22 protein-coding genes are annotated in these 22,671 nt (G+C 74.3%); 9 read left to right on the top strand and 13 right to left on the bottom strand.

Features of this window, described 5'->3' with window-relative positions; genetic code table 11:
- Positions 1-88 precede the first annotated feature (88 nt).
- The 3 genes from VA596_RS26085 to VA596_RS26095 all read left to right on the top strand — a co-directional run bounded on the left by VA596_RS26085 (position 89) and on the right by VA596_RS26095 (position 3,605).
- Entirely contained in the window at positions 89-835 is a 747-nt protein-coding gene (locus VA596_RS26085; protein ID WP_323330782.1) for an ABC transporter ATP-binding protein, read from the top strand.
- Positions 835-3,321: an FtsX-like permease family protein gene (locus VA596_RS26090; RefSeq protein ID WP_323330783.1), complete on the top strand. Its 2,487-nt coding sequence runs from the start codon at positions 835-837 to the stop codon at positions 3,319-3,321. Before VA596_RS26085 ends, VA596_RS26090 begins: the two co-directional genes overlap by 1 nt.
- 122 nt (positions 3,322-3,443) lie before the next feature.
- Complete coding sequence (locus tag VA596_RS26095) at positions 3,444-3,605, top strand: hypothetical protein (RefSeq protein ID WP_323330784.1); 162 nt, start codon at positions 3,444-3,446, stop codon at positions 3,603-3,605.
- Positions 3,606-3,621: 16 nt separating this feature from the next.
- Here the strand turns inward: VA596_RS26095 and VA596_RS26100 are convergent, their stop codons facing one another.
- The 6 genes from VA596_RS26100 to VA596_RS26125 form a co-directional block, all read right to left on the bottom strand.
- Positions 3,622-4,233 (bottom strand): helix-turn-helix transcriptional regulator, encoded by a 612-nt coding sequence (locus VA596_RS26100; RefSeq protein WP_323330785.1) that lies wholly within the window; start codon positions 4,231-4,233, stop codon positions 3,622-3,624.
- A 39-nt stretch (positions 4,234-4,272) separates the two neighbouring features.
- The gene (locus VA596_RS26105; RefSeq protein WP_323330786.1) at positions 4,273-4,893 is read right to left on the bottom strand and encodes a hypothetical protein; all 621 of its coding nucleotides are present in this window, start codon (positions 4,891-4,893) and stop codon (positions 4,273-4,275) included.
- 165 nt (positions 4,894-5,058) lie between these two features.
- Positions 5,059-5,709 (bottom strand): response regulator transcription factor, encoded by a 651-nt coding sequence (locus VA596_RS26110; RefSeq protein WP_323330787.1) that lies wholly within the window; start codon positions 5,707-5,709, stop codon positions 5,059-5,061.
- On the bottom strand, positions 5,694-6,812 hold the full coding sequence (locus tag VA596_RS26115) for a hypothetical protein (protein WP_323330788.1): 1,119 nt from the start codon (positions 6,810-6,812) through the stop codon (positions 5,694-5,696). Before VA596_RS26115 ends, VA596_RS26110 begins: the two co-directional genes overlap by 16 nt.
- Positions 6,805-7,884, bottom strand: coding sequence for a sensor histidine kinase (locus VA596_RS26120; RefSeq protein WP_323330789.1), 1,080 nt, complete (start codon positions 7,882-7,884; stop codon positions 6,805-6,807). Before VA596_RS26120 ends, VA596_RS26115 begins: the two co-directional genes overlap by 8 nt.
- Positions 7,885-7,993: 109 nt before the next feature.
- The gene (locus VA596_RS26125; protein WP_323330790.1) at positions 7,994-10,657 is read right to left on the bottom strand and encodes a helix-turn-helix transcriptional regulator; all 2,664 of its coding nucleotides are present in this window, start codon (positions 10,655-10,657) and stop codon (positions 7,994-7,996) included.
- Between the two features lie 295 nt (positions 10,658-10,952).
- Between VA596_RS26125 and VA596_RS26130 the strand changes: the two genes are divergently transcribed.
- On the top strand, positions 10,953-11,897 hold the full coding sequence (locus VA596_RS26130; RefSeq protein ID WP_323330791.1) for a collagenase: 945 nt from the start codon (positions 10,953-10,955) through the stop codon (positions 11,895-11,897).
- Positions 11,898-12,033: 136 nt separating this feature from the next.
- Positions 12,034-13,317, top strand: a complete 1,284-nt coding sequence (locus VA596_RS26135) for a serine/threonine-protein kinase (protein ID WP_323330792.1) — start codon at positions 12,034-12,036, stop codon at positions 13,315-13,317.
- 80 nt (positions 13,318-13,397) lie between these two features.
- On the opposite strand, the gene VA596_RS26140 is transcribed toward VA596_RS26135, so the two are convergent.
- The 3 genes from VA596_RS26140 to VA596_RS26150 are packed head-to-tail and all read right to left on the bottom strand — an operon-like array spanning position 13,398 to position 15,124.
- Positions 13,398-13,733 carry a DUF3253 domain-containing protein gene (locus tag VA596_RS26140; RefSeq protein ID WP_323330793.1) on the bottom strand — a complete coding sequence of 112 codons (336 nt, stop codon included), beginning with the start codon at positions 13,731-13,733 and terminating at the stop codon, positions 13,398-13,400.
- A 43-nt stretch (positions 13,734-13,776) separates the two neighbouring features.
- Positions 13,777-14,715: an RluA family pseudouridine synthase gene (locus VA596_RS26145; protein ID WP_323330794.1), complete on the bottom strand. Its 939-nt coding sequence runs from the start codon at positions 14,713-14,715 to the stop codon at positions 13,777-13,779.
- 16 nt (positions 14,716-14,731) lie between these two features.
- Positions 14,732-15,124: a DUF5313 family protein gene (locus VA596_RS26150; RefSeq protein WP_323330795.1), complete on the bottom strand. Its 393-nt coding sequence runs from the start codon at positions 15,122-15,124 to the stop codon at positions 14,732-14,734.
- Positions 15,125-15,194: 70 nt separating this feature from the next.
- Between VA596_RS26150 and VA596_RS26155 the strand changes: the two genes are divergently transcribed.
- Both VA596_RS26155 and VA596_RS26160 read left to right on the top strand, forming a co-directional pair.
- The gene (locus VA596_RS26155; RefSeq protein ID WP_323330796.1) at positions 15,195-15,632 is read left to right on the top strand and encodes a MarR family winged helix-turn-helix transcriptional regulator; all 438 of its coding nucleotides are present in this window, start codon (positions 15,195-15,197) and stop codon (positions 15,630-15,632) included.
- 55 nt (positions 15,633-15,687) lie between these two features.
- The gene (locus VA596_RS26160) at positions 15,688-16,569 is read left to right on the top strand and encodes a TIGR03854 family LLM class F420-dependent oxidoreductase (RefSeq protein ID WP_323330797.1); all 882 of its coding nucleotides are present in this window, start codon (positions 15,688-15,690) and stop codon (positions 16,567-16,569) included.
- Here the strand turns inward: VA596_RS26160 and VA596_RS26165 are convergent.
- A complete protein-coding gene (locus tag VA596_RS26165; RefSeq protein ID WP_323330798.1) occupies positions 16,566-17,462 on the bottom strand; it encodes an MBL fold metallo-hydrolase in 897 nt (298 codons plus the stop codon). The genes VA596_RS26160 and VA596_RS26165 overlap by 4 nt on opposite strands.
- An 87-nt stretch (positions 17,463-17,549) precedes the next feature.
- Between VA596_RS26165 and VA596_RS26170 the strand changes: the two genes are divergently transcribed.
- Complete coding sequence (locus tag VA596_RS26170; RefSeq protein ID WP_323330799.1) at positions 17,550-18,449, top strand: AraC family transcriptional regulator; 900 nt, start codon at positions 17,550-17,552, stop codon at positions 18,447-18,449.
- Here the strand turns inward: VA596_RS26170 and VA596_RS26175 are convergent.
- Entirely contained in the window at positions 18,415-19,929 is a 1,515-nt protein-coding gene (locus tag VA596_RS26175; RefSeq protein WP_323330800.1) for an MDR family MFS transporter, read from the bottom strand. The genes VA596_RS26170 and VA596_RS26175 overlap by 35 nt on opposite strands.
- A gap of 125 nt (positions 19,930-20,054) precedes the next feature.
- Here VA596_RS26175 and VA596_RS26180 point away from each other — a divergent pair, with 125 nt between their 5' ends.
- Positions 20,055-21,215, top strand: a complete 1,161-nt coding sequence (locus VA596_RS26180; RefSeq protein WP_323330801.1) for a DUF1015 family protein — start codon at positions 20,055-20,057, stop codon at positions 21,213-21,215.
- Here the strand turns inward: VA596_RS26180 and VA596_RS26185 are convergent.
- Positions 21,212-22,150 carry a prenyltransferase/squalene oxidase repeat-containing protein gene (locus tag VA596_RS26185; RefSeq protein ID WP_323330802.1) on the bottom strand — a complete coding sequence of 313 codons (939 nt, stop codon included), beginning with the start codon at positions 22,148-22,150 and terminating at the stop codon, positions 21,212-21,214. The two genes, VA596_RS26180 and VA596_RS26185, sit on opposite strands and share 4 nt — an antisense overlap.
- Positions 22,150-22,656: a DinB family protein gene (locus tag VA596_RS26190; RefSeq protein ID WP_323330803.1), complete on the bottom strand. Its 507-nt coding sequence runs from the start codon at positions 22,654-22,656 to the stop codon at positions 22,150-22,152. The genes VA596_RS26185 and VA596_RS26190 overlap by 1 nt, the downstream gene beginning before the upstream one ends.
- Positions 22,657-22,671 lie beyond the last annotated feature (15 nt).

Raw genomic sequence — 22,671 nt, forward strand, 5'->3', positions numbered from 1 at the left:
CGATCTTCCCAGATCCGCGCGAGGCTTCCTGAACCGTTCTTCAGGTCGGTTCAGGAAGCGTTCAGGCGACCTGGGTCAAGATCGCCGCATGCAGTCGGACACAGAGGACGGTCCCGTCGCGGCGGGGGTGACGGACGTCGTGAAGACCCACGGCCGGGGCGACATCGCCGTGCGGGCGCTGGACGGCGTCACGCTCGGCTTCCCCGCTCGGCGCTTCACCGCGATCATGGGCCCCTCCGGCTCGGGCAAGTCGACGTTGCTGCACTGCCTGGCCGGTCTGGACACAGTGGACAGTGGGAGTGTCCGGATCGGACGGTCGGAGCTCACCGGGCTGTCCGACGCGGCGCTGACCCGGCTGCGGCGCGACCGCGCCGGGTTCGTGTTCCAGTCGTTCAACCTCCTGCCGACCATGAGCGCGGAGGAGAACATCCTGCTGGGCCTGCGGCTGGCCGGGCGCCGGCCGGACCGGGCGTGGTTCACCACGGTCGTCGGCGCACTCGGCCTGGGGCCGCGGTTGCGGCACAAGCCGGGCGAACTCTCCGGCGGGCAGCAGCAGCGGGTCGCGTGCGCGCGTGCCCTGGTCGGCCGGCCGGACGTCGTGTTCGCCGACGAGCCGACCGGCAGCCTGGACTCCCGCTCGGGTGCCGAGGTGCTGGACTTCCTGCGCACGTCGGTCCGCGAGCTCGGCCAGACGGTCGTGATGGTGACCCACGACCCGGTCGCCGCGTCCTACGCCGACCACGGCGTGCTGCTCGCCGACGGCCGCGTCGCCGCGCACCTCGCCCGTCCGACCGCCGAGACCGTGCTCTCGGCCCTCACCGGCCTGGGGGCGTGATGCTGCGGACCGTCCTCGCCGGGCTCCGGGCCCGGCCCCTGCGGCTGCTGCTGTCGGCGGTCGCCATCGCGCTCGGCGTCGCTTTCGTCGCCGGGGCGTTCATCCTGTCCGACGCCGTCGGCGCCCGGCTGCGCGCCGGGGTCGCGTTCGAGACGCGCGGGGTGGACGCGTCGATCAGCGCCACCGGCCGGGGCGCGGTGCTGGACGATACGACGGTGGCGAAGGTCCGCGCCGTGCCCGGCGTCGCCGCGGCGGAGGGCCGCGTCACCGCGAGCGCGCCCCTGCGCGACACCACCGGGCGCCCGCGGGATTCGGCCGTCACGGCGTTGGCCGCGGATCCGGGGCTGCGGCCGTTCGACCTCGCCGGCGGCCGGTTCCCGCGCACGGACGGCGAAATCGCGATGGACGGGCCCACGGCCGCGGGCCGGGCACTCGGGCAACCGGTGACCGTGTTCGGCGAGGACGGCCGGCCGCGCACGTTCACCCTCGTCGGCACGGTCACCCGGCCGGCGGACTCCGGTCTCGGTGGTGCTCCGCTGGTGCTGCTGCCGGAGGCCGTGCACGAGCTGGCTCCGAGCACGGCGATCGGCGAGATCGTCGTGCGCGCTCCGGACGCCCCGCGGCTCGTCGCCGATCTGACGCGGGCGGTGGGCGGCCGGGGCGTCGACGTGCTGACCGGACGGGAGGCCGCGGCGCAATTGCTGCGCGAGACCGCCCCGGACTCGACGGGGCTGACGAAGTTCTTCACGGCGTTCGCGGTGCTCGCGATGATCGTGGCCGCGATGGTGATCACCAACTCCTTCACCATCCTCGTCACGCAGCGGGCGCGGGAACTGGCGCTGCTGCGCTGCATCGGTGCGGGGAAGCGGCAGGTCTTCGCGGGCGTGCTCGCGGAGGCGGTGGTGGTGGGCGCGGTCGCGTCGGTGGCCGGGCTGTCCGGCGGGCTCGGGATCGCGGCCGTCCTGCAGGCGATCACCGGGGAGACGGTCCACCTGCCGCTGGCCGGCCGGACGATCGTCGCGGCGTCGGCGATCGGGGTCCTGGTGACGGTGGCCGCCGCGGCTCTCCCGGCCTGGGCCGCGACCCGCGTCGCTCCGGTCGAGGCCCTGCGGACCCCGCTGGAAGGCCGCTCCGCCCGCCCGAGGTGGCCGCGGGCGGTGGTGGCGGGCGTCCTGCTGGCCGGCGGTGTCGCGGCTGTTGTGGTCGCGTTGAACGTCGGGGCGGAGTCCGGCGCCGCGTTCGCGGTGACGGCGATGGTCGCGTGCCTCGCCGCGCTGCTGGCGGCCGGCCCGCTGCTGGCCGGCCCGGTCGTCCGGCTGCTGGGCGTGGCGGGGACCCCGCTGCTCGGCCGCCCGGCGCGCCTGGCCGCGCTGAACGCGGACCGCAACCCGAAGCGGACCGCCGCCAGCGCCGCCGCGCTCACCATCGGGCTCGCCGTCGTGGCCCTCGTGACCACGATGGCCGCGGGCGTCGAAGCCGGTCGTGGTCAGGGCCTGGACGAGCAACTGCGGGCGGACTTCGTCGTGACGTCGGTGGCCGCGACCCGGCCGTTGCCCACGACCCTCGCCGACACCCTCGCGGCGGTGCCGGGGGTCGCGGTCGCCGCGCCCCGGCACTCGTTCTCCGGCGACCTGGGGCCCTACGGTCCCTACGCGATGGCCGCCGTTCGCGGTGACGTGCTCGGCAGCCTGCTGCGGCCGGCGGTGCTTTCGGGACGGCTCGACCGGCTCGGCCCGGGGGAGCTGGCGGTGAGCAAGGAACTCGCCGCGCAGACCGGCCTTGCGGTCGGCGATACCGTGCGCGCCGGGCCGGTGGACCGGCCGGTGCCCCTGCGTGTCGTCGCGGTCTACGACGCTGTCGACGCGCCAGGTGCCGACCTGGGACTCGCGCTGGTCGACCTCGGCCAGCAGGCCGCGATCGCGCGCGGCGACCACGGCTACGACGACAGCGTCCTGGTGCGTCTCGACTCCGGCGTCAGCGCGAACCAGGTCCGCCCGGCCTTGGAGCAGGCCCTCGCCGGGGCTCCGCTGGCCCGGCTGGACAGCGTCGCCGAGGTCGAGGACCAGCTGTCGGCGCCGCTGCGGGGCACGTTGGACCTGCTGTGGGCGCTGACCGCACTGGCGGTGCTGATCGCGTTCGCCGGCATCGCGAACACGCTGTCGCTGTCGGTCCTGGAGCGCACGCGGGAGTCGGCGCTGCTGCGCGCGCTCGGCCTGACCCGCGCCGGCCTCGGCGCCACGATCGCCGCGGAATCGGTGTTCGTCGCCCTGCTCGGCGCGGCGTGCGGCCTGGCTCTGGGTGTGGGCTCGGCGTGGCTGATGACCCGGGTGGCGTCGACACCGGGCGAGCCGGTGCTGTTCGCGCTGCCGTGGGCCCGGCTCGGGGTGCTCGTGGCGGCGGCGGTGCTGGCGGCGCCGCTGGCCGCGCTACTCCCGGCTCGCCGCGCGGCGCGAGGCTCGCTGACAGCGGGGATGGCTGAACTCTGAACGGGTCAGCCCAGGGATCGCGTGGGCTGCTTGGGCTCGGAGCGCGATGGTCACGCGCTCCAGGTCGAAGATCTGCACGCGATCCACCGGCTGCGGCAAGCGATCGAGTCGATCTGGCGAGGTTGGAGGAGGTGATCAATGCGGCCGGGCGGATCGAGCTGATCAAGCGGGACGGCCTGGCGCATGAGGTGGGCCGGCAGGATCTCGCTGTGGGCTGGGCAATCCGCGCGAAGGGCGGCGGCGGTGAGCGCCGGCTGCCTGAGCACGTTTGTCAGGCGCCGTGAGCCGGTGTCGCGACTCCTATTCGAGCCAACCGGCTTCGCGGGCGACGCGGATGCTGTCGACCAGAGAGCGGGTGCGCAGCTTCGTCTGGACCGCGGTGAGGTGGTTGCGGACGGTTCCGGCGGCCAGGCCCAGTGTGGTGGCGATCTCCTTGGGCGGACTTCCCCCGGCGGCCGAGGCGAGCACCTGGGTTTCCCGTGGGGTCAGCGGGGACTCGCTCACCGTCCACGCCGACAGGGTGAAGTGGCTGCTGACGGCGCGATGTCCGTTGTGGACGGTGTGGATGACGTCGTGCAGGCGATCGGCGCTTTCGTGCAGGAAGACGACCCCGCGGGGTTTCAGCGCGAGGATGTCCCGTGCGTCCTGAGGGGACAACGAGGACACGAGGAAGATGAGTTTCCGGTCCCCGCGCGGTGTGGCGTCATCGGAGACCGGCCGGGGGGAGCGGTGGTCCTGGTCGGGAAAGAGGACGAAGACCAGACCGTCGTCGGTGGCGAGAGCGTCGCGGGCGAGGGCGAGCTCCTCGAAAGCGAACACGCGGTTCGGGTCGAAGCCGTGAACCAGTTCGAGGAGCGCGGCGATCGCCGCGCGAGTGACGGTGTCCGGGCCGATGAGGATGGCGTCCTTCATGACAGTTCGCCGAGTTCCGCTAGCGCCCGGACATCCGGGTCAGCCCTTCCAGACCAGCGGGGACTTGTCGTAGCCGTCGCCCTTGTCGAACGTCGCGGCGCCGACCTCGCTGCCTTCGCGGGCGCCCTGCAGCGTGCACGTCTCGAACTTCGCGCCCGCCGTGGTGAAGTCCTTGCCCGCGGTGCCGGACTTGCACCCGTCGGTGCTGCCGGTGATGATCACGCCGGTCGAGCGGCCGTCGGTGCCGAGGGCGCGCAGGCTCACCGAGGCGTAGGCCAGGTCGGCGCCGTCGACGTTCTCGATCGTCGCGCGCAGGTAGAAGGGCGTGATTCCCTTCGCCTTGTCGCCGTACTTCGCGAGGTCGGCGTTGGCGCCCTTCTCGATCGCGGTCACGGTGATCGCGATCGTGCCGGACTTGGTGGTGCCGTACTTGAACGGCACCACCGCGCGCTCGCCGAGCTTCAGTTCGGTGCCGGGCTTCGTGACGTCGCCGGCCGGAGCGGCCGCGGCCGTCGACGACTCGGGGGACTCCGATGCCGGGGCGGCCGGGGTACTGGCCGGGGCGGCGGGCGCGGCCTGGCCGGACTCCCCGCCGCACGCGGACAGCAGGAGGCCGGCGGCGCAGGCGGCGAGCAGGGCGGTGGTGCGGACGTGCTTCATGGATCTCCTCGGAAAGCTGCCGGACGGGTTCCGGCCGGAGCCGGGCGCCGCGGCCACCCCCAGGTCGGTCGCGGCGGCCGGAACGGGGCGCCCTCGCGGCTCCGTCAGCCGGACGCTAACCCGGCCGCCCTGCCGGTGGTGTGGGCCGTTCGCACCACACGAAGATCACAGATCGTCGACGCCGATCAGGCCGTCCTGGATGGCCCGGGCGACGAGCGCGGCCTTGGTCGGCGCGTCGCGGCCGATGCGCGCGTACTTGACGCGGATCCGCTCCAGGTGGGAGTTCACCGTGCTGGCCGAGATCCCCAGCCGGTGCGCGACGAACTCCTTCGACTCCGACTGGAACCACTCGACGAGCACCTCGGCCTCCCGCGCCGAGAGCGCGGGCCGCGTCTCCGAGCGGTCGCCGGCCAGCGCCCCGGCCAGCGACGGCGGGGTGTAGGGCCGGTCCTGCGCCGCGGCGCGCGTCGCCTCCACCAGGTGCCCGGCGCCTTCGGCCTTCGTCAGGTAGCAGAGCGCGCCCAGTTCGAGGCACTGCAGGGCGACGTCGTCGTCCGCGCGCATCGAGTAGACGACGACGCGGCGCCCGGCCTCGGCCAGCCGCCGCAGGTCGCCGAACGCCGGCGCGGGGCCGCCGAGGTGCAGGTCGAAGATCACGACGTCGGCGGCGGCGCCCGCGCCGAGCCAGGCGGCCTTGACGTCCTCGCCCTCGGCGACGACGTCGATCGGCGGGTCGCCGCCCGCCAGCCAGTACGCCACGCCGGCGCGCACCGCCGGGTGGTCGTCGACCACGACGGCCGTCACTCGGGTCGCCACCGCGCCTCCATCCAGGTCTGCCCGTCCCGGGAGTGGGACGTGACGGGGACCGCCGCCGATCCCGCGGGTTCCGCGCGGCCGTCCGCGACGACGGCGACGCGGACGAGTTCGGGGGTGCGCAGCACGCTCACCCGCGCCCGGGTGCGGGCGGCGGCCAGTGCGGTGAGCACGGGGCCGGTCAGCTCGCGCCGGGCCGGTGCCGGGACGTCGACGACGTCCCCGCTCACGGCGAGCGTCACGGCGACCCCGCGCCGCTCGGCGACGTCGAGGCAGGCGGTGACCTCGTGCACGAGCGGGTCGGGCACGTCGTCGTTCTCGGCGAAGAGCCGCCGCAGCTGCGCGGCGGCCAGCGCGCAGCGGGCGCGGGCGTCCGGTGTGCGGGGGTCGAGGGTGCCGTCGGCGAGACCGGCGAGCAGCGGGAGGGTGGCCCCGAGCTGTTCGGCGAACCCGGCGCGCAGGTCCCGGCCGGCCTGAGCGGCGAGGGCGGCCAGGATGGCGAGGCGTTCGCTTTCGGCGGCGGCCGCGGCGGCCTCACCGGCGCGGCGGTCGACCAGCCGGATCAGCCCGGCGATGGTGAGCTGGAAGACGGTGACCCCGAAGAGCACGATCGCGGCGTCGCCGAGCTCGGTGCGGGTGGGCGTCCCGGTGAGCAGGAACTGGGCGACGCTGGTGGCGGTGTGCGCGGCGAGCGCGGTGAGCAGGGCGGGCGGCCGGTCGGCGAGCAGGACGAGCAGGTGCCACCCGACGAGCCCGAAGGACCAGTGCGGTTCGCGGAAGAAGGAGTCGGGCGGCAGCGCGGTGGTCGCGGCCGCGGAAGCGACGAGGACGACGAGGGTCCCGCCGGCGGTGAGAGCGGCGGGGAGGGGTTTGCGGCGCAGGACCCAGAGGGCGCAGAGGGCGGTGACCCCGGCGAGGACGGCATAGGCGAGGTCGGCGACGACGGGTGGCCGGTAGGCGGCGTGGTGGCGCAGCAGGGGTGGGAGTCCGAGGCCGAGCTGGATGATCCCGGTGACGCCGAGCAGTGCGATCCGGATGGCCGCGGCGAGCCGGACAGCGGGCTCGCGCGCGGAACGGGGTGCGGTTCCGGTGAAAGCGTCAGCCACGGGACCACCTCAACGTCACGGCCGTCCCCGCACCCGGGCTCGACGTGACCTCCGCGGTCCCGCCGGCCGCGCGCATCCGTTCCACCACCGAGCCCCGCACCCCGCGTCGCGCCGGCGATACCGCAGCGGGGTCGAAGCCCCGGCCGTCGTCGGTGATCGTCACCGTGACCCCGCCCGGCGACGACCCCAGCCGCACCGAAACCGAGTCCGCCCCCGCATGCCGTTCGGCGTTCCGCAGCGCCTCTTCCGTCGCGCGCACCAGCGCCAGCGCCGCCGACGCCGGGATCAGCGGCACCGGCTCCCACACCGCCTCGACCGGCACGGCGCGCCTCGCCAACGTCGCGCGCAGGCCCGCCTCCAGGTCCGCCGGCGTGTCCTCCTCCCGGTGCGTCCCGGTCAGGATCGCCAGGTCCCGGGCCGCGTACCCGGCCACCGTCGAAGGATCCGCCGCCGCACCGGAGGCGACGGCCAGGAACGTCGCCGACGCCGTGTCGTGCAGCAGCGCCAGGTACTCGCGCTCCCGGCGGCGGCGGTCCCGCTCGAGCGCCGCCGCCTGCTCGAGGGCCGCCTGCTCGGCGCGCGCCGCGTCCGTCCGGGCCGTCGAGCGGACCAGCAGCACGAACGCCGCCCGCGCCAGCACGCTCTCCACCACCACCCGCAGCGCCACGAGCAGCCAGTCCTCGCCGATCCCCACCGCCAGCAGCACCACCAGGGCCGGCCCGGTCAGCCGCGGCGGGTGCTCCCACTGCCACGTGATCGCCGTGATCGTCAGGACGTTCACCGCCCACAGGCTCGCCTCGCCGGGCACCGACGTGATCCACGGCTGGCACGCGACCACCGCCCCGGCCCGCACCGCCCCCAGCACGAACGACGTCCGCCGCCCGGCGAAGACGTCGGCCGCACCCGCGACGAGCGTCAAGGCGAGCAGACCGAAAGGCAGGAAGCCACCGGGCGCGGCCACCACCCCGAAGATCCCGACGACCGTGGTGGCCACCGCTCGCGCGGGCCCGGCGAACCGCGTGACGGACGCCCGGAACTGCGCCTCGACCGGCCCCGGCGCGCTGGCCGTCATCACACCCCCGGACACCCTCGAACAACCCGGTCGAACTGCGGAAATCGGACGCTACCAGGCCGCCGGGCGCGCAATCCACGCCGGAACGGGCACCCGGCGCCGGAAGTGCTCAGGGTTCGACGCTCTCGAGCGCGGCCGGCAGGGCTCGGCGGGATCGGGTTCCCGACTTCTGCATCGCCCGGGAGACGTGGTGCTCGACCGTGCGCTGCGAGAGGTGCAGGGTCTCGGCGATCGCGCGGTTGGTCATCCCGCCCGAGGCCAGCTCGGCGACCTCCCGTTCGCGCGGGGAGAGGGTGTCGTCGTAGGCCGGGCGGCCACGGCCGCGGGGTGGGGCGGCGTCCCCTTTCAGAGCGCGCAGGCGGCCGCGCACCCGGGTCGCGTCCCACGCCGCTCCGAGGCGGGTGAACGTCTCCAGCGCCGCTTCGAGGTGCTGGGGGCCGGCGGCGTCCTCCAACGCCAGCGCCGCCGGGTACGGGGCGGCGAGCCGCGCGTACAGCGCCGAGGCGCGTTCGAACGACGCGGGGTCGCCGTCGGCCAGCAGTGCGCGGGTCCAGCGCAGCGCCGCGGCGGCCATCGGGCTGTTCCGGCCGCGCAGGCCGGCGGCGAACTGGGCGGCCGCCTCGGCCGCCCGGCCGGGGACGCCGGCCGTGAGCCAGGTCTGCGTGGCGATCGGGGCCAGCCGGGCCGCCCATACCCAGATCCCCTTGTCCGCCAGCGATTCCCAGGCGTCTTCGACCGTCGCGACGGCCTCCTCGACCCGGCCCTGGGCCAGGGCCATCCGGGCGCGGGTGGCCGCCGCGGCGGCGTCGTAGGGCACGAACGCGAAGCCGTCCCGGCCGGGCCAGACGTCTTCGGCCTCGGCCCAGTCGCCGCGCGCCACGGCCAGCTGGACGAGCACCAGGCGCGCGTCGGAGTGGACACCCGCGTCCGACATGCCCCCGCGGCACCGCTCGGCCAGCCCGTCCCAGGCGCCGCGCTCGAAGTCGTACAGCAGCCGGGTGCCGCGGTCGCACTGCTCGAAGAACGGCGCCCCGAGCACGTCCGCGCACCGGCCGGCCTGGTCGAGGAGCTCGCCCGCGGCGGGGAACCGGCCCGCGAACACCGCCCCGACCGCCGTGTTCGTCAGCCCGCGCGCCAGGTATTCGTTGTGCCGCGGGTCCAGCCCGGCCCGTGGCGGCCGCACCCGCCGCAACGGCGCGGCTTCCCCGCACGCGACGGCCAAGGACGTGCGCGCCGCGGCGACGGCCGCCCGCGAGACGTCGTCGTCGGCCACCTGCTCGGCCCGCGACAGCCAGGACTCGTGTTCGGCGACGCCGGCGCCGGGCTGGAACGGGTTGGCCAGCGCGGTCATCGCGCGGACGAGCAGGGCCGGGCGCTCCCGCAGCTCGCCGATGGCTCGTTCCAGCTCCACCCAGCCTTCCGCCCGGTTGAGCTGCTTGTGCAGCAGTACGCCGAGTTCGAGCCGGATTTCGCCGCGCACGCCGGGCGCGAGCCCCTGGAGGCCGACGATCTCGCGCAGCACCGCCACCGTGCGGGGCGAAGGCAAGGTCAGGATCGCGTTGCGGGACAGCCGCAGCGCCAAGCGCGCCCGCACGTTCTCCCCGATCTCCGGGGCGGCGAGCACCGGCCGCACCGCGTCGACGACCGACTCGGGGTCGGCGAACGCGCCCGCGTCACCGGCGGCGTGCTCGACCGCACGCAGCCACTCCTCCGTGGCGCCGCCCCGGCGGCGGTGTTCGGCGACGTGCACCCACGGGACGGGCTCCCGGCGGCCCAGCACGTCCGCGGCCCGCAGGTGCAGGCGCCGCCGCCGGTGTCCCGGCAGCCGGTCCCGGACCGCGGCCGCGGCGAGCGGGACGGCGAACCCGTGGTCGCCACGGGCGTCTTCGGCGAGCAGCGCTCCGGCCTCGGGCAGAGCTGCTTCGGCGTCTTCGAGGGACAGCTCGGCCACGTCGGCCAGGTCGGTGGCGCCCGCCGGGCCGTCGAGGACGGCCGCGGCCGCCACGAGTACGCGCGCGGGCGAGGGCAGGGCGGCGAGGCGGGTGGCGGTCAGCTGCGCGAGCCGGGCGGGCACCCCGAGCGCGTCGACGTCCTGCGTGGTGAACGGCTCGTCCGCCGGGCCCGCCGCGCCGAGCAGCTCCAGCAGGTCGGCGACCACCTGGACGTTGCCGCCCGAGAGCCGGGCGATCCGCGCCACGACCTGGCGCGGGCACCGCTCGGGCCCGAGCCGCGCGTGGACCAGGTCCCGCACCCGGACCGCGGGCCAGGGGGTCAGCCGTTCGTGCCGCACGGTCAGCGCCGCCGGCAGCGCGAGCCCGGGGCCGAGCGGGAGCTCGGGATCGGCGAGCTCCTCCGGGCGGGCCGTGACGACGGTGACGCACCCGCTCCCGGCCCGCTCCACCCAGTCGCGCACCAGCGAGACGAACCCGTCCGGGGCGCGCTGGACGTCCTCGACGACCAGCAGCGCGGGCACCTCCCGGGCCAGGCGATCACGCCAGGCGCCGACGTCGTCGCGCCGCGCGTGGTCCGGCGGCGGGCCGACCCCCACGGCGGACCGCACGAGCGGGCCGCGGGCGGAGGTGAACGACAGGTCCACGTGCGACACCCGCGCGTCGCGGGCCAGCGCGAGCAGCTCCGCGGCCCGCGCGGTCTTCCCGGTGCCCGCCGCCCCGGTGACCAGCACCAGCAGCGGCCGATCCCGCTCGCCCAGCAGGGTCCGCCGCACCAGCCCGGTACTCGACCGGGCGTCGTCGCCGGCGGTGCGGGGGCTCATCGGCGCATCGTAGGCCGGGCCCGGGAGGGGGACACCAGACGAAAGACGGGGGCCGGCATTTGTTTGGGTATCCGTACTTCCCGGTGCGCGCATGGTCCCGCGCCGCCGGCCGGAGTGAGGATCTCCACCGCAGGGCACCGGCGCCGGCGGACGATCCCGCGCCCCGATCGCGCGATCGGACGGCACCGGACCTGCCGGGTCGAAGACGCCACCGCTGTCCGGTGCCCGAGGGCGGCTCCGGTACTCCGCGAGCCGGGGCCGCCTCCTCACTCCACTCCACCCCTGGAGCACAACCATGTACGACTCGCCGTTCCGGCGCGGCCTCAAGCGCTTCGCCGTCCCCGTCCTCGGTGTCTGCGCGACGCTCGCGCTCGTCACCGTGCCACCCGCCTCCGCGTTGAGCAGCCACCCCGGCACACCGGCCGGGACCGCCGTCCACCCCTTCGGTCCCGGCGGCGACGTCGCCACCGCGAACGCACCTGCGAAACCGGCCGCGGACGTCCTGCCGGTGACCAGGTCCTGCTCGGCCACGCTGCGGATCCGCGCCCAGCGGATGACCGCCGCCCAGCTGAGCTCGACCTGCTCGAGCCTCACCGGCCAGGACGCCTACTTCCACCGGCTGGTCAAGGACACCGGCCCGGTCGCCGGGGACCGCAACACCTCCCTCGAGGTGGACGTGTTCGACTCCCGCGCCGACTACCAGTACTACGCGCCGTCGATGTTCGGCATCAGCACCGACAACGGCGGCGTCTACCTCGAAGGCGACCCGTCCGCGGCGGGCAACCAGGCCCGGTTCGTCGCCTACCGCGACGACTCGAAGACCGCGTTCGAGATCAAGAACCTCAACCACGAGTACACCCACTACCTCGACGGCCGCTTCGACCTGTACGGCGACTACCAGGCCAACACCTCGACGCCGACGCAGTGGTGGATCGAAGGCCTGGCCGAATACGTGAGCTACGGCTACCGCCAGGTGTTCTACGGCCAGGCCGCGACCGAGGCCGGAAAGCGCACGTACCCGTTGAGCACGCTGTTCGACAACGGGCCCGGCAACGACCAGACGCGCACGTACGTCTGGGGGTACCTGGCGGTCTGGTACCTGGCGGAGAACCACCCGGCCGACGTCGCCACGGTGCTCGGCTACTACCGCACCGGCGCGTGGACCGCGGCGCGCACGTTCCTCAAGCAGACGATCGGCACCCGCTACGACACCGACTGGTACCGCTGGCTGCTCACCTGATCCGTCCGATGTGGACGGTGGTGTGCCCGCCGGGCCGGCCCGGCGCCCCGACCCGACATTTCCGGACTCTTCGTGTTTGCCCGGGCACACGTTCCGGGTATCGGTAGGGACCACGAGCCGGATGGGGTGCCTGTCGATGACGATCGATGGATCAGAGGACGGCGAGACGTCCACGCGGATCTCGCCGGGTTCGGCCGACAGCCCTCCGAGGCCGGCCGGGAACGAACTGCCGGACGTGATCGCGGGACGGTACGAGGTCGGGCCGCTGATCGGCCGCGGGGCGACCGCGAGGGTCCACCGGGCCGTCGATCGGGTGCTCGGGCGGGCGGTCGCGGTCAAGTTCTACGACCGGCACGTGCTGGCGGTGGACCAGCTGCGCCGGGTGCGGGAAAGGACGCTGCTGGCCAGCGTTCAGCACCCGAACGTCGTCGCGTTGTTCGACAGCGGCACCGAAGGGGACCGGCCGTACCTGGTGATGCAGCTGGTCGAGGGGGAGAACCTCGCCGAACGGGTGCCGGACGGGCCGTTCACCGCGGACGAAGTGAGCGAGCTGGCGATCCGGCTGGCCGACGCGCTGGCCCACGTGCACGCCCGGGGCATCGTGCACCGGGACCTGAAACCCGCGAACGTCCTGCTCGGCCCCGGCGGGCCGGTGATCACCGACTTCGGCATCGCGCACGCGCTGGACTCCACGCACATCACCGGCACCGGCCTGGTCACCGGCACGGCCGCGTACCTGGCGCCGGAGCAGATCCTGGGGGAGCAGGCCGGCCCGCCGGCCGACGTCTACGCCCTCGGCCTGATCCTGTTGGAGTGCCTGACCGGGCAGCGCGAGTTCCCCGGCACGCTGGCGGAGTCGGCGCTGGCCCGCCTGCACCGCGCGCCGCGGATTCCCGACGGCACGCCGGAACCGCTCGCGCACGCGCTGAGCTGGATGACCGCCCGTGACCCCGCGGACCGGCCCGGCGCCGCGGCACTTCTGGCGTCGCTGCGCGAGCCTTCCGGCACCATCGAAGCCGCGGTGGTTCCTCTCGGCGTCCCGGAACCGGTGCGGCGACGGCGTGCGCTGGTCCTGACCGGGGGTGTGGTGACCGCCGCCGCGGCGGCCGCGCTCGCGGTGGTGCTCGCGCAGCCGCCCGGTTCCGGCGGCACGCCGGCCCGGCTGCCCGCAGCCGCGCCGCCCACCAGTTCCGTCGTGGTCCCCACGCAGGTCACGTTGTCTCCGGCCTCGGCCGTGGTGCTGGCGACCTCGCACGCCGCGAAGCCGGTGACCGCGGGTGGGGGTGCCGTCGTGCCTCCGAAGGCCGGCCTGGCCGATGATCGACGGAGGTTCGGTGGCGGCCCGGTGAAGCCGCACGGCGGCCCTGGTCCGGACGCCGCGCGGGGCGCGGGCCCGGGAGGGCTGCCGGGAAGACGGTGACCGGCCGGCGGAACCGCTCCACGCGGATGCCCCCGTACGTGCCACTTCTGGGTCACGTGCGCGACGTGTCGGAAGCCGTATCAGCCGTCGGCGAGCCGGATGCGGATCGGCCCGCGCCATTCGCCGTCCGGGTCGAGGGTGCGGTTTCCCTGGGTGAGGCGCACTTCACCGGTCCGGGCCAGTTCCCGGGCGAGGTCACGGGCCTGCGGCAGCAGCGGCCGCCAGTCGTCGGCGACCGCTCGTGCCGCGTCGGAGGGACAGGTGCTGCCGGCCGGCCCCCGCTTGGTGGTGAGGGCGAGAATCGCGGCGCGCAGCTGGTCCCGCGTCGTTGTCGCGGACAGGGCGGTGCGAGCCTGGCCGGCGCCAGGGCCGCCGTCGTCGCGAACTCGCCGGAGTTTCCGCCGCGGATCACTCATCGAGCCAGCATCGCACTGTCCGCCTGAGGTCGCCGGCCGCGGTTCACGCCGGGGGTGCGGCCCACGCGGCGAGGTCGTCCCAGGCGGTCAGGCGGCGGCCGCTGGTGAAGTGGCGGTGCGCGCCCGTCACCGGGTCGTCGAAGTCGAGGACCTTGGCCAGCAGCTGCAACGGCTTCGTGAAGTCGTCGAGGGGGTTCTCGACCAGGTCGGGGTAGAAGTCGTCGCCGAGGATCGGGATGCCCAGGCCGCTCAGGTGGACGCGCAGCTGGTGCGTGCGGCCGGTCGACGGCGCGAGGCGGTAGCGGCCCAGGCCGTCGCGGTGTTCGAGCAGTTCGACGTACGTCTCGGCGTTCGGCTCGCCCGGGACCTCCTGCGCGGCGAGCACCCCGCGCTCCTTGAGGATCCGGCTCCGCACGGTCCGGGGCAGCTCGAGCGCCGGGTCGTGCGGCGCGATCGCCTCGTATTCCTTGTGCACCTTGCGATCCCGGAAGAGCGTCTGGTAATTGCCGCGTTTTTCCGGGGTGATCACGAACATCACCAGCCCGGCGGTGACGCGGTCCAGGCGGTGCGCGGGGGACAGCTGCGGCAGGTCGAGGTCGCGGCGCAGGCGCACGAGCGCCGTCTCGAGGATGTGCTGGCCGCGCGGGATGGTGGCCAGGAAGTGCGGCTTGTCGACGACCAGCAGGTGCTCGTCGCGGTGCACGACGTCGATCGTGAACGGCACCGGCACCTCGACGGGCAGGTCGCGGTGGAACCAGATGAACGAGCCCGGCTCGAACGGCGTGTCGACGCCCAGCGGGCCGTCGGCGCCGTGGATGCGCTCTTCGCGCAGCATCTGCTCGATGCGGGACGGCGTCTCCCGCGGCAGCCGGTCGACGAGGTGGGCCAGCAGGGTCGGCCACGCGCCCTCGGCGGGCAGTTTCAGCCGGGCGGGGTCGAGCCCGTGGCGGGGCGGGATCGGCGGCCGGAGCTTGCGTCTCATCGTGCCCCGACTGTAGCTAACCCTCCGGATGGGCCCGGTAGCGCGCGATGTACCGCGCGGTGGCCTCGGCGTGGGCGGCTTCGGCCGCTTCGGCGCGGAGACGCCGTCCGGTGCCGTGCGGGAAGCCGTGCTTGCCGAGGCGGTGCTCGATGCTCTCCTCCATGTACGCGCAGGAGTAGAAGTACGCGACCAGCGCCGCCATGAGGACCAGCGAGAGCCGGAGCCCGAGCGGCCCGGGCAGCAGCAGCCAGACGAGGCACAGCGGCACGATGCCGGTCGACCGCTCGAGCACGTACCGGGCCCGCCAGTGCTTCGACGTCGCGTCGTGCAGCACCCAGTCCGCGTAGCGGCTGGGCAGCCGCAGGCCGACGGCGTAACCGAACCAGCGGAGCACTCCAGGTCGTTCCATGAGACCGAGAGTACACTAATGCTTAGTGCACTAATCATTAGTGCGACGGGCGACACGATAGGATCCGGTCATGATCGATCTGGGCGAGGACCCGCTGAAGCTGGACCGGCAGGTGTGTTTCGCGCTGTCGGTGGCTTCGCGCAGCGTGATCGCGATCTACCGGCCGCTGCTGGAGCCGCACGGGCTCACCCACCCGCAGTACCTGGTGATGCTGGCGCTGTGGGAACGCTCGCCGCGCTCGGTCAAGGACATCGGCGAGTCCCTGCGCCACGAGCCGGCGACGCTGTCGCCGCTGCTCAAGCGGCTGGAGGCGCTCGGGTACGTCACCCGCGACCGCAGCCGGTCCGACGAACGCCAGCTGATCGTCGAGCTGACCGACAAGGGCCGCGCGCTGCGGGCCGAGGCCGAGAAGATCCCGTACCGCGTCGTGGAGACGCTCGGCATGGAGGTGGCCGAGCTGGAAGCCCTGCACGCGGCGCTCGGCCGGGTCATCGCCGCCACGGCTTGAGCGGAATGCCGGGCCGTCCCGCGCGTTGTGATCTGTAGTCGAGCTAGGGGGCAGGGTGCTGAAAGTCAGGCTGGGCGTCGCACCGGCGCCGGGGACCGGGCCGGCGGAGTTCGCCGGGCTGGCGGAACGGCTGGAGGCGGCGGGCGTCGACTCGCTATGGCTCTCGGAGCTGGTCTACTCGCCGGAGGTCGACCCGATGATCGGGATGGCGCACGCGCTGGCCCGGACGTCGAAGCTGAAGGTCGGCACCGGCGTCGCGATCCTGCCGGGCCGGCACCCGGTCCTGGTCGCCAAGCAGCTGCTCACCCTGGCCGGGCTCGCGCCGAAGCGGGTGCTGCCGGTGTTCGGCCTGCGCCCGGCCCGCCCGGCCGAGCACGACCTGTTCCCGGTGCCTGCCGGCCGCCGCGCGGCGGTGTTCGACGAGTCCTTGACGCTGCTTCGCCGCCTGCTGGAAGAGGACGAGGTGTCCTTCGAAGGCGAGTTCTTCCAGGTCTCCGGCGCCGGCCTCGGTCCCCGGCCGGGCAAGCGCCTGGACGTCTGGCTGGGCGGGACGGCCCCGGCGGCGCTGGCCCGGGCGGGCCGCCTGGCGGACGGCTGGCTCGGCAGCTTCCACACGCCGTCCCAAGCTCGCGATGCCCGCGTCGCGATCCAGCGCGCGGCGGCCGACGCCGGGCGCGAGATCGAGGAGGACCACTTCGGCCTGAGCCTGGTGGTCGCGGACAAGGGCCTCCCGCCGGAGCTGACGGCGCTGGCCGCCCGCCGCAGCCCGGACACGCCGGTGACGGACCTGATCGCGACGAGCTGGCCCGAAGCGCGGCGGCTGGTGGAGCAGTACATCGAAGCCGGGCTCAGCAAGTTCGTGATCCGGCCGGGGCACGCCGACTTCGACGGCTTCCTGGACAAGTTCCAGGCCGAGCTGGTGCCGCTGCAGAACTAGGCCCAGCGGTGGATCGAGAACCGGCTGCCGTCGCGACGCACCTCGGCCGCGCCGGAGCCGCCGAAATGGGCCGGGACGACCAGTTCCCGGTGGTCGGCCGCGCGCTCCAGGACTTCGTGACGCGTTTTCGCCGCTTCCAAAGGGTCCTCGCAGAAGCAGCTGCTGTGCTCCGGCTCGAGGATCTGCACCGGGCTGTGCAGCAGGTCCCCGACGAAGACCGCGCGGTCCGAGCCGGACGCCACGCGCAGCACCGACGAGCCCGGAGTGTGGCCGGGCGCGGCTTCGAGCGTCAGGTTGCCGTCGATGCGGTGGCTGCCCTCCCACAGCACCGCACGGCCCAGCACGGGCGCGACGCTGTCGGCGTAGACCAGCAGGCTCCCGTCCCGGCGCAGCTGCTCGCGCTCGTCGCGCGGCGCGGGGCGGCGGTGGGCGTTGCGGGGGTCGAAGTACACCTGGTCGGCGCGCGGGACGAGGTAAGTCGCGTTCGGGAACGCCGGCACCCACTCGCCGTTGCGCAGCTCGGTGTTCCAGCCGACGTGGTCGTAGTGGATGTGCGTGTTGACGACGACGTCGACGTCCTCGGGCCGGACGCCGGCCGCGGCCAGCCGGGCCGGGAAGTCCGTCCGCAGGTGGTCGAACAGCGGGATCTGCGGGCGCTGCCGGTCGTTGCCGACGCCGGTGTCGACCAGGATCGTCCGGCCTTCGCTGCGCAGCACCCACGTCTGGACGGCGCCGCGGTAGCCGCCGGTCTCCGGGTTCCAGTGGTCGGGCGCGAGCCAGGACGCGTTGTCCGCCCACAGCCCGGGCGGGCTGCCCGGCACGATGGTCCGCGCCGGGGCGATCTCGCCCTGCCACTCGACGACCTTCAGCACTTCGACGTCACCGATGTTCATACCGCCACGCTAGGACGCCCACCTGAGCGTTTCCATGGCTGAAATGCTCAGGATGATGCGTGAGCGTCTCAGAGCTACGATGAGTGCGTGGACCTGCTGAGCGACGCGATCGCCGCGGTGCGGATCGGGCAGCCGACGTCGAACCGGCTGCGCGCCGGCACGTCGTGGTGCTACCGCTTCGCGCCCTACGACGGCGCGGGCTTCCACGTGCTGCTGCGGGGGAGCGGCTGGCTGGTGCCCGACGGCGGTGAGCCGGTCCCGCTCGGGGCCGGGGACGCCGTCCTGGTGCCGCACGGCAGCGCCCACACGCTGTCCGCCACGCCGGACGCGGCCGGGGCGGTCCCGTTCGAGACGGCGGTGCCCGAGCCCGGCGGCCGGACCGAGTTCCTCTGCGGCAAGTACCGGCTGGACCACACCCGGCGCCACCCGGTGCTCGCGGGTCTGCCCGAGGTCGTCCACCTGCCGGCCGACGTCGGCCGCCATCCCGGGCTGCGGGCGGCCATCGACCTGCTCGGCGCCGAGGTCGCCGAACCGCGGCCGGGTCGGGCGACCGCGCTCGCCGGCCTGCTGGACCTCCTGCTGGTGCTCCTGATCCGCGCCTGGCTCGACGGCCACCCGGACGCGGGCTGGCCGCAGGCGCTGCGCGACCGCGAAATCGCCGCCGCGCTGGAGGAGTTGCACGCGAACCCGGCGGCGCCGTGGCGGATCGAGGACCTCGCCGCCCGGGTCGGGCTGTCGCGCGCGACCCTGGCCCGCCGGTTCACGGCCCTGACCGGGCAGCCGCCGATGGCCTACCTGACGTGGTGGCGCCTGACGACCGCGGCCAGGCTGCTCCTGGACACGGATCTGCCGCTGCCGTCGATCGCCGCGAAAGCGGGCTACGGCTCGCCGTTCGCGTTCTCGCACGCGTTCAAGCGCCAGTTCGGCGTCGCCCCCGGCGGTTACCGGGCCGCTAGAACTCCAGCTGTTCGGTCTTCCTCGGCATGAGCAGCAGCGCCACCACGGAGAACGCCGCGACCACCAGCAGGCCGAGGAACACGTGGTGCGTCGCGTCCGCCAGCGCGCCGCGGACGAACCTCGACACCGGGTCGTCCGCGTGGCCGCTGAGCGCCAGGCTCGTCGCGTCGACCGACGGCGGCAGCTTTCCCGCCACCTCCGCGGGCGGGTTCGCGAACCGCGAAGCCAGCGTCGCGTTCGCGATCGCGCCGAAGACGGCCGCGCCGACCGCGCTGCCCAGCGAGCGGCTGAACAGGTTCGTCCCGGTCACCACGCCCCGGCGGTCCCAGCCCACCACCGACTGCACCGCCACGAGCGTCGGGCTCGACGACAGGCCCAGCCCCAGCCCCAGCACGAACGCCGCGAAGGCCGCCGCCCAGATCGACGACTCCGCGCTCAGCATCGCCACCAGCACGCCGCCCGCGATGACGAACACACTGCCGATCAGCGCCGTGTCGCGGAAGCCGATCTTCAGGTAGATCTTGCCGGCCAGGGACGCCGAGAGCGGCCAGCCGACGGTCAGCGCGGCCACCGCGAACCCGGCCACCAGCGCGCCCGCGCCCAGCACGCCCTGGGCGTACGTCGGCAGGTAGGACGTCAGGCCCATCAGGACCGCGCCGACGACCACCGCGACGAGGTTGCCGCCCACCAGCACCCGCCGGGTGAACACCCACAGCGGCAGCACCGGCTCGGCGACCCGCTTCTCGACCAGCACGAACGCCACGAGCAGCGCCGCGCCCGCCACGAAGATCGCCACGCTCGGCACCGAACCCCAGCCCCACGCGACGCCGCCTTCGAGCAGGCCGAGGATCACCAGCGAGCAGCCGATCGTGAGCAGCGCCGCGCCCGTGTAGTCGACCTTGTGCGCCTTGCGCTCGACCTTCTCGGCGAAGTTCCGGTGCAGCATCAGCGCGGCGATCGCGCCGAGCGGCAGGTTGATGAAGAAGATCCAGCGCCAGTCCAGGTACTCCGCGAAGACCCCGCCGAGCGTCGGCCCGACGACCGACGCGACGCCCCACACGCTCGCGACGTACCCCTGGACGCGGGCGCGTTCCTCCACCGAGTAGAGGTCGCCGATGACCGTCATCGACATCGGCTGGATCGCTCCCGCGCCGATGCCCTGGACCGCGCGGGCGGCGATCAGCACCGGCATGCTCCACGCGGCGCCGCAGAGCACCGAGCCGACGAGGAACGCCGCGATCCCGAAGAACATCACCGGGCGGCGGCCCAGCACGTCGGCGAACTTGCCGTAGAGCGGGACGGTGACCGCCTGGGTCAGCAGGTAGATCGAGAACAGCCACGGGAACTGCGAGAAGCCGCCGAGGTCCCGCACCACCGACGGCACGGCGGTCGCGATGATCGTGCTGTCCAGCGCGACCAGGGCCGTGCTGAGCATGACGGCGATCAGCACCGGGCCGCGTTCGGACCGGAAGCCGACCCCTTTCGCGCTGGCGGGGGCCGGGGTCGTCATGGGTGGCGTGCTCCTCGGGGTGGCCATGACCGGAGTCAACTGCTTTGCAGCCCTAAGCATTCCATCGGGGTGGCCCGCACCCCAGCGAATTTCCGTCACGGCCCGAGGCGCGGAAGATGGTCAGGATGAGCGACTGGATCCGGCCGATCGAGCAGGGGTGGGTGGCCCGCGACGCGGTGCCCGGCCCGGACGTCGACGAGTTCGCCGAGCCCGACCGCGTGATCGCCGCGCTGGCCGCCCCCGGCGCCGCGGACGGCCTGCTGGCCGTGCAGCACCCGGCGCGCACCCCGGCGGCGCTGGCCCGCGGGCTCGACCTGGCCGCGGCGGTCCCGATCGCCCGGGCCGTGCTCGAACGGCTCCGCAAGCGGTTCTACCGGCCGGTGCCGCGGTTCGTCGCGCCCTACCGGATCGAGGGCCCGGACGGCGTGGCGCTGGGCCTGCTCTGCCTGGTCGATCCGGCCGCGGTGACCGACGACGGGTCCGCGCGGGTGCGCCACACCGAGGACGTCTACCCGGACGTCGTCGCCGAGCGGGCCGCCGTGCTGGCCGGGCTGGGCTGCGCGACCAGCGCGGCGCTGCTCGTCCCGGCCGTCGACGGCGACCTGCTGACCGAGCAGGTCGAGCGCGCGTGCGCCGGTCTCGGCCTGCCCGATCTGTCCACTTCGGACGCCGCGGGCCGCCGGCACGAGCTGTGGGTGGTGCCCGAAGGGCCGCTGCAGCACCGGCTGCTGGCCGCGGTCGCGGGCGCCGACCTGCTGGTCGCCGACGGCAACCACCGCGTGGCCGCGGCCGTCGCGGCCGGCAACGGCGCGCTCCTCGCCCTGGTCACGGCGGGTCCGCAGCTGCGGATCGGCGCGATCAACCGAGTGCTGACGGGCACCGGCTTCGACGCCGAAGAGCTGGTGTCACGCTGGTGCGCGGCCGGCCTCGACGTCCGCTTCGACGACCACGCGGTCCCGGTGCGGGGCGAGGTGGTGGTGCGCGCGGGCTCGGCCGTGCTGCGGGTCCCGCTGCCGAAGCAGGACTGGCCGGGCCCGGTGATCGACCACGAGATCGTCGAGCGCGTCCTGTTCGCCGACGCGCTCGGCCTCGACCCGGACGGCCCGCACGTCCACCCGCTCCCGGCCGGGCGTCCCGTCCCGGCGGACGCGGACGCGGTGGTCCTGCTGGCCCCGGTGGCCTATTCCGACGTCCTGGCCGTGCACGCGGCGGGCCGCCGGATGCCGCGGAAGGCCACGTACTTCACCCCGAAGCCGCGCAGCGGCCTGGTCCTGGCGGCGCTCTAACGCGCGTCCCACCAGTTCAGGACCCGGGTGCCGGCGAGCGTCAGCCACTTCGACGGCTCGCCCTCCGGGACGTCGATCTCGAACCACACCCGGCCGGGCTGCCGCCGCCCCTGCAGCCACGTGCCGTCCGGCTGCCGGGCCGCGCGGATCAGCTCGATCGCCTCCGCCATCCGCGGGTCCGGCTGGGGCGACGCCAGGCGGAAGTAGTCGGCCGCGTTGAGCACGTCGTAGTGCCAGCGGAACGGATACGCGAACCGGCTCACCCACGGCGCCACGGGCTCGCCTGTGGACAGCCTCCGGAAGAGCCCGCGTTCCAGCAGGTACTCCTCACCGCCGCGGCGGGCCTCGCGGGTCTCCGCCGTGCCGCCGGTCGCCGTCTCCCGCGCCAGGAGGGCTTTGAGCGAGTTGAGTGTCGAGTGGACGGAGGAGCGCTTCGAGCCTTCGACCCATTCGCAGTTCCAGCCGCCGTCCGGCTGCCGGTGCTCGACGAACCAGTCGGCGATCCCGGCGACGTCCGCGCCGAGCCACAGGCCGTTCATGAGCGTCCACGCGTTGATGCAGCAGTCGACTTCGCCGCCCCAGTACGGCAGGTCGTCGTACTCCCAGCGGGCGTTCTCGGCGAGCAGCTCGGCCGTCCCCTGCAGAGCAGCGGCGTCGACGCCCCACTCGCGCAGGTCGTTGAGCACCCAGGTCGTCGCCGTCCACGGCTGGCCGTCCGTCTTCATGCTCGCGAAGTCGAAGCCTGCCGGGAAGAACGCGCCGCCGTCCCACCGGCCGTCCGGATCCTGCTTTTCCAGCAGGCGTGCGCCGAAACCCTCGGTCGTCACGCGCGCTCGGGTGGCCTCCCAGACCGGCGGCGGCTCACCCAGCAGGTCGCGCTCGACCTGCCAGCGCAGGGCGGGGTCGGAGTCGCGCAGCCAGGCGAGCACGTCCATCAGGCCCCCGTGACGCCGTCGATGGCTTCCCGGAGGAAGTCCGCGTGGCCGTTGTGGCGGGCGTACTCGTGGATCATGTGGAGCATCACGAGCCGCAGCGAGACGTCCTCGCCCCAGCGCGCCTGGTGCCCGGTGACGTCCAGGGACTCGGCGGCTTCTTCGATCTTGCGGGACTGCTCCACTTCGGCCTGCCACGCCTCGAACGCCTCCGCGCGCGTCGAGGTGCTCGCGTCGTAGGCGGCCTGGAAGTCGCCCTCGGCCGACCACCGCAGCGGGACGTCCTCGGCGTTGATCACCCGCCGGAACCACGTGCGCTCGACCTCGGCCATGTGCCGGACCAGGCCGAGCAGCGACAGCGTGGACGGCGGGCTGGACGCGCGGCGCAGGTCCTCGTCGGACAGTCCGTCGCACTTCATGGCGAGGGTGGCGCGGTGGAAGTCGAGGAACGTGCGCAGCATTTCGCGCTCGCCCCCGACCAGGGGCGGTTCGGGACGTTCGGTGGTCACCGACAGTGTGTATCA

The organism is Amycolatopsis heterodermiae (assembly GCF_034929455.1).
Lineage (GTDB): Bacteria > Actinomycetota > Actinomycetes > Mycobacteriales > Pseudonocardiaceae > Amycolatopsis > Amycolatopsis heterodermiae.

Bases quoted from the DNA above. Each gene is read 5' to 3' on its own strand.
- VA596_RS26085 (WP_323330782.1), top strand. From the start codon at position 89: ATGCAGTCGGACACAGAGGACGGTCCCGTCGCGGCGGGGGTGACGGAC.
- VA596_RS26090 (WP_323330783.1), top strand. From the start codon at position 835: ATGCTGCGGACCGTCCTCGCCGGGCTCCGGGCCCGGCCCCTGCGGCTG.
- VA596_RS26100 (WP_323330785.1), bottom strand. From the start codon at position 4,233: ATGAAGGACGCCATCCTCATCGGCCCGGACACCGTCACTCGCGCGGCG.
- VA596_RS26105 (WP_323330786.1), bottom strand. From the start codon at position 4,893: ATGAAGCACGTCCGCACCACCGCCCTGCTCGCCGCCTGCGCCGCCGGC.
- VA596_RS26120 (WP_323330789.1), bottom strand. From the start codon at position 7,884: ATGACGGCCAGCGCGCCGGGGCCGGTCGAGGCGCAGTTCCGGGCGTCC.
- VA596_RS26125 (WP_323330790.1), bottom strand. From the start codon at position 10,657: ATGAGCCCCCGCACCGCCGGCGACGACGCCCGGTCGAGTACCGGGCTG.
- VA596_RS26130 (WP_323330791.1), top strand. From the start codon at position 10,953: ATGTACGACTCGCCGTTCCGGCGCGGCCTCAAGCGCTTCGCCGTCCCC.
- VA596_RS26135 (WP_323330792.1), top strand. From the start codon at position 12,034: ATGACGATCGATGGATCAGAGGACGGCGAGACGTCCACGCGGATCTCG.
- VA596_RS26140 (WP_323330793.1), bottom strand. From the start codon at position 13,733: ATGAGTGATCCGCGGCGGAAACTCCGGCGAGTTCGCGACGACGGCGGC.
- VA596_RS26145 (WP_323330794.1), bottom strand. From the start codon at position 14,715: ATGAGACGCAAGCTCCGGCCGCCGATCCCGCCCCGCCACGGGCTCGAC.
- VA596_RS26150 (WP_323330795.1), bottom strand. From the start codon at position 15,124: ATGGAACGACCTGGAGTGCTCCGCTGGTTCGGTTACGCCGTCGGCCTG.
- VA596_RS26155 (WP_323330796.1), top strand. From the start codon at position 15,195: ATGATCGATCTGGGCGAGGACCCGCTGAAGCTGGACCGGCAGGTGTGT.
- VA596_RS26165 (WP_323330798.1), bottom strand. From the start codon at position 17,462: ATGAACATCGGTGACGTCGAAGTGCTGAAGGTCGTCGAGTGGCAGGGC.
- VA596_RS26175 (WP_323330800.1), bottom strand. From the start codon at position 19,929: ATGACGACCCCGGCCCCCGCCAGCGCGAAAGGGGTCGGCTTCCGGTCC.
- VA596_RS26180 (WP_323330801.1), top strand. From the start codon at position 20,055: ATGAGCGACTGGATCCGGCCGATCGAGCAGGGGTGGGTGGCCCGCGAC.
- VA596_RS26185 (WP_323330802.1), bottom strand. From the start codon at position 22,150: ATGGACGTGCTCGCCTGGCTGCGCGACTCCGACCCCGCCCTGCGCTGG.